The organism is Novosphingobium naphthalenivorans NBRC 102051, assembly GCF_001590985.1.
In the GTDB taxonomy this organism is placed as follows: Bacteria; Pseudomonadota; Alphaproteobacteria; order Sphingomonadales; family Sphingomonadaceae; genus Novosphingobium; species Novosphingobium naphthalenivorans.
In genome coordinates this window covers 1-5,008 of the sequence record NZ_BCTX01000151.1, presented here as the reverse complement: position 1 = coordinate 5,008, position 5,008 = coordinate 1, and the positions used below count along the sequence as shown (strand labels likewise).

At 62.4% G+C, this 5,008-nt stretch carries 4 protein-coding genes and 2 pseudogenes; 1 reads left to right on the top strand and 5 read right to left on the bottom strand.

Annotated features, from left to right (window positions below; all coding sequences use genetic code 11):
* The 5 genes and pseudogenes from NN5_RS24055 to NN5_RS24040 all read right to left on the bottom strand — a co-directional run.
* Nucleotides 1-554: pseudogene (locus NN5_RS24055) on the bottom strand (thymidine phosphorylase); the annotation flags it as partial.
* Nucleotides 551-1,588 (bottom strand): zinc-dependent alcohol dehydrogenase family protein, encoded by a 1,038-nt coding sequence (locus NN5_RS24050; RefSeq protein ID WP_021246214.1) that lies wholly within the window; start codon nt 1,586-1,588, stop codon nt 551-553. The pseudogene NN5_RS24055 and the gene NN5_RS24050, both read right to left, overlap by 4 nt.
* Before the next feature lie 36 nt (nt 1,589-1,624).
* Nucleotides 1,625-2,458, bottom strand: coding sequence for a universal stress protein (locus NN5_RS24045; RefSeq protein WP_013846845.1), 834 nt, complete (start codon nt 2,456-2,458; stop codon nt 1,625-1,627).
* A gap of 115 nt (nt 2,459-2,573) precedes the next feature.
* Nucleotides 2,574-2,840, bottom strand: a complete 267-nt coding sequence (locus NN5_RS27380) for a hypothetical protein (RefSeq protein ID WP_021246213.1) — start codon at nt 2,838-2,840, stop codon at nt 2,574-2,576.
* Nucleotides 2,837-4,094: pseudogene (locus NN5_RS24040) on the bottom strand (IS701 family transposase). The gene NN5_RS27380 and the pseudogene NN5_RS24040 overlap by 4 nt, the downstream one beginning before the upstream one ends.
* Nucleotides 4,095-4,245: 151 nt before the next feature.
* On the opposite strand from NN5_RS24040, the gene NN5_RS25520 reads away from it, so the two are divergent.
* A protein-coding gene (locus NN5_RS25520) for an IS5 family transposase (protein ID WP_124916812.1) occupies nt 4,246-5,003 on the top strand; the annotation gives its coding sequence in 2 pieces (ribosomal slippage) (nt 4,246-4,579 and nt 4,579-5,003; 759 coding nt in all).
* The last annotated feature ends 5 nt before the right edge of the window (nt 5,004-5,008 follow it).

The following is a 5,008-nucleotide window of genomic DNA, read 5'->3' as shown; positions in this document are numbered from 1 at the left end:
AAACGGTCGCCGGCCTCGACCATCGCCCTGGTGAGATGGTAGGTCTCGTCCTCGTCGAAGGGAAGCGTGGCGGTAGCCGTGAGGAAGGCGGCGAGGTGCACATCGGCATAGCGGCCCGCCACCACGTCACCGACGATGCTGGTCAGCGCGGCCCCGTTCAGCCTGTGTCCGTAGATGCGCTGGCGGACGCAGGCGATCGATTCGAGGGGCGGCGCATGACCGACCTGGACAACGGTTCCCTCCTCCACGCCAAGCGCGACCCAGGCCGCTTCGGACAGACCGATCTCGTCGCCGGCCAGGAAGTCGCCCTCCACCTGATAGAGCGTGGCCGCGATCGGCTGGCTGCCGTTGCGGATATAGACCTGGGTGTGCGCGGCAAGGCCCTCGGCATGGCACACCGGGCTGTCGGTCCGCATGATCGCGACCAGCTCATGATGCGTGTGAAGGCGCAGCCGGCGCGCGCGCGCGAACGATGGTTCCGCCGGTTCGGAACTCCCTATATTCGGATGGAATTGCTGCGCATCGCCCGGAATATCGCTGGAAACCCCGATCACGTGTCGATCACCACCTTCAAGGCATGAGTATCGGCTGCGCGCGCGAACGTCTCATACGCCTCCAACATGTCCGACAACGCGAAACGATGGGTGACGAGCTGTTCGGGCCGCAGGCGCTTGGCCTCGACCGTCTTCAGGAGCATCGGCGTGCTGACGGTGTCGACGAGCCGGGTGGTGATGGTGATGTTGCGCGACCAGAGTTCCTCCAGATGGAGGTCGACCTTGGCGCCGTGGACACCGACATTGGCAATTACCCCGCCGGGCGCGACCAGTTCTTCGCATAACGCGAATGTCGCAGGGATCCCGACTGCTTCGATAGCCGTATCGACCCCCTTGCCGTCGGTGAGCTCTCGAACCAGGCTCACGACCGGATCACGTCCGCTGTTGAACGTGTCCGTCGCGCCGAACTTGCGCGCGACGGCGAGGCGATTGTCGTCGAGATCGATCATGATGATCCGGGCCGGTGCATAAAATTGCGCAGTCAGCAGGGTCGCCAGGCCGATCGGTCCAGCGCCGACGATCGCGACGCTGCTGCCCGGTGCAACCTTCCCGTTCAGGACGCCGCACTCATAGCCCGTCGGAAGAATGTCGCTCAGCATGACGAGGGCATCCTCATCGGCCCCCGGCGGGATCGCGTGAAGGCTGTTGTCGGCATGGGGGATGCGCACGAATTCGGCTTGCGTGCCATCGATCCTGTTGCCCAATATCCAGCCGCCCTCGACGCAATGCGAATACATGCCGCGCCGGCAATATTCACACCGGGCACAAGAGGTGATGCAGGAGATCAGGACATGATCTCCGGGCTTGAAGGCTCCAACCGCGGTTCCGACCTCCTCCACGATCCCGACACCCTCATGTCCGAGGATCCTGCCCGGCTCGCACGTCGGCACATCCCCCTTCAGGATGTGCAGGTCGGTGCCGCAAATGGTGGTCTTCGTGATCCGCACGATCGCATCGCCGGGTGCCTGCAAGGCCGGCCTCGGGCGATCCTCGAGACTCTTCTCGCCGGGGCCATGATAAACGAGAGCTTTCATGATCTCCTCCGTTCAACCGTTAGACGGGTTCGCCAGTCAGTGTACGAAAACGATCGGCAGGCGCTGATGATCGATCAGTTCCCGCGTCACGCCGCCAAGCACGAACTCGAGTGCGCGCGAACGCCCATAGCCACCGATCACGAGCACATCGGCTTTCTGCTCCACTGCGTAATTCTGAAGGACAGCCGACGTATCCTTACCGGATGAGCTGATCGGACAAACGCCGCCGCTATGGCCATGTCGCGCGAAAAGGCGGGCGATCTGGACACCGCCCCGGTGCTCCCCGGATTCGACACCCGGATCATCGACAATCGCAACGTCGATACGGGCATCGGGTTCGGCCAGATTGAGAAGCGCCCTCGCGGCGCGGAACGATTCAAGTGATGCGTTCCAGCCCAATACGGCGTGATCGATGGGACCAGGATTCCAGGAGGCCGGCAAAATGACCGTCGGCACGCCCGTAAACAGAAGCGCCTCGGAGATACGGCGCCTCAAGCCATCCCTTTGCCAGCGCCCGACACCCGGAATCAGCGCGATATCCGCGTACTGGCCTTCAGCCTTCACGAGACCGGGTATCAGCCCGCTGGCCTCGAACACCGAGTGAACCTCTACTTCGATCGCGGTATTCCTGGTTCGTTCGCGAACGGCCGCCAGATGTTCGTCGCGCTGGTCCTCGGATACCGTGATGGCCTGCGCGAAAGCCATGGCATCGGCCGCCGCGGCGAATGCGAGATTTTCGGTCACGACGACGATCGTAAGCGCCGCTTCATGCATACCGGCATAGGCAAGCGCCTGATCAACGGCGGTCAGGGAATGCTCTGCACCGTCCACGACGACGAGCACATGTTTGATCTGTGAAATGCTGCTCATGATCGCATCATGGCCCCGGCCATTGATGACCGCACTCCGTAACTTTACAGAGGCACCGCGTGACGCGCACTCGCCCCTGGGGCCGTGAAGAGGGCGCTTCGCGGCGAGTGCATACTCAAGCCTTCGCGTAGTTCGATGGCACCAGGACGGCCGCTCCAACAACGGCGCCACTGCGCAACCGCTCAAGCGCGACATTGGCTTGAGCCAGCGGAAAGACCGTCGTCACGGATTTGACGTTGGCTTTCTGCGCGATCTCGAAAAAGCTTGTGCCGTCTTCGCGGGTCAGATTAGCACTACTTTGGCAGATTTTGCCGAGGAGTTTCCAAAGGACTACGTCCGCAGTGCGGACATGGCCGATCGGGCGGCTTGGGGAGGCGGTCAATGATGGCTTGCCGGATCGCCGGCAAGCTCGGCTTCGGTGGCGGCCCGGCGATTCTTTTTCCCCCCCTTTGGCTTGCTTGAGGCGTAGTGACTGGAGGAAGGCGAAGGCGATCATGGACATCAGCGCGTGCCGGTGCAGGCCCTTCCATGATCGGCCCTCGAAGTGATCGAGCCCGAGTTCTTCCTTGAGTTGCTGATGCGCCTGTTCGCAGATCCAGCGGGCCTTGATGGCGCCGGCAAGCTGCTTGATCGGAGTATCGACTGGGAGGTTGGTGAGGTAGTATTTGCGCTCGCCGGTTGAGCGATGCTCGCCAATGAGCCACACTTCCTCGCCCGGCAGGTGCTGGGCGCCCATGTCATGAATGCGCTGCGGCGGACCGTCAGCAACCTTGACGCGGACCGCGGCGAAACGGGCCGAGAGTTGACCTTTGGTTCCACGCCGCCAGCTGACCTTGCGCCATGGCACAGTCTCCAACATCGCCTGCGCCGATACGGACGTGATGTTGGGTATCGCGTTCTTGCGAGGGCGGCCCCGGCCAGCGACCGGAAAGACCATCGCGACGTCGGCGGGGTAGACCTTCTGCTTGAAGGGTATGCCAACTGCCCAGGTGAGGCCACGCTTGCTCAGGCCCTGCCGGAACGGCGCGGAAAGGCCGTATCCTGCGTCGGCAAGCACGCAGCCGAAGCGGACGCCGGCTGCGTGAACCCTGTCGATCTCGGCCAGCGCAATCTCCGGCTTGGTCCGGTAGTGCCGGAAGTCCTCGGGAACTCCGGCACGTTCCAGGCGAGCCATATCGCTCGTCCAACTTTCCGGCAGGAACAGGCGCAAGCCCACCATGACTGGCACCTCGCCCGAAGCCAGAGTCAGCGACACCAGCGTCTGGCAGTTGGCGTTTTTGCCGAGGGCCGAAGCATATTGCGGCGCCACGCCAACCGAATGCCGTCCCTTCTTAGGCAAGGCCGTGTCGTCGATGATCAGCCAGGCGTCATTGGCACCCACCTGCCGGTCGGCTTCGGCAAGCAGCGCCATCTCCAGTGGTGCTTCATCCCAGACGCCGCTGCCGATGAAGTGGTGCAGCTTGTCGTAGCTGACATCGCCATCCCGCGCCGCCATCGGCTGCACGCTCTTGCGGTCACCAGGTCCAATCAGACCTGCTATGTAGGCAGGGCACATCCGACCGCGCGTCTTGTTCCGCAAAGCCACGACAAACGGCGCAAGCCATGCGTCCAGTTCGCTCCGCCAATCCCCGTTCATCGCCAGCCCCCATAAAAGCTGGCTCCCCATGAATCAGGGATTCTGCCCTTTGGGAATCCCGAAAATCACATTTCTGCCAAAGTAGTGTTAGGCTCAGGACCCATTGATTGGCTGAGTGGTCTGTGATTCAGGCTCCGCAAGGAGACTGAGCGTGAGTGACCTGTACTGGCTGACCGACGAGCAGATGGCGCGACTTTCGCCGTATTTTCCCAAGAGCCACGGCAAACCTCGTGTGGATGACAGGCGGGTCCTGAGCGGGATCATCTTCGTCAATCGGAACGGCCTGCGTTGGCGGGATGCTCCCAGGGAATACGGGCCGCACAAGACGCTCTACAACCGTTGGAAGCGCTGGGGCGAGATGGGTGTCTTCGGGCGCATGATGGAAGGCCTCGCTGCCGAACGCGCAGAGCCAACGACCGTCATGATCGATGCGACCTATCTGAAGGCACACCGCACGGCTTCGAGCCTGCGGGTAAAAAAGGGGATCGCGGCCGCCTGATCGGACGCACGAAGGGCGGCATGAATACCAAGCTTCACGCCATCACCGATGCCCATGGCCGCCCCTTGAGCTTCTTCATCACCGCTGGACAGATCAGCGATTATACCGGCGCGGCAGCCTTGCTCGACGATCTGCCCAAGGCGCAATGGATGCTTGCCGACCGGGGCTATGACGCCGAATGGTTCCGGGACGCACTCGAGCAAAAAGGCATCAAACCCTGCATTCCCGGCCGGAAATCTCGATCCTTGCCCGTCAAATACGACAAGCGCCGATACAAACGCCGTAACCGCATCGAGATCATGTTTGGTCGCCTCAAGGACTGGCGACGCGTGGCAACGCGATACGACCGCTGCCCGACCGTCTTCTTCTCCGCTCTCGCGCTCGCGGCAACAGTGCTCTTCTGGCTCTGATCAAC

Bases quoted from the DNA above. Each gene is read 5' to 3' on its own strand.
- NN5_RS24050 (WP_021246214.1), bottom strand. From the start codon at position 1,588: ATGAAAGCTCTCGTTTATCATGGCCCCGGCGAGAAGAGTCTCGAGGAT.
- NN5_RS24045 (WP_013846845.1), bottom strand. From the start codon at position 2,458: ATGAGCAGCATTTCACAGATCAAACATGTGCTCGTCGTCGTGGACGGT.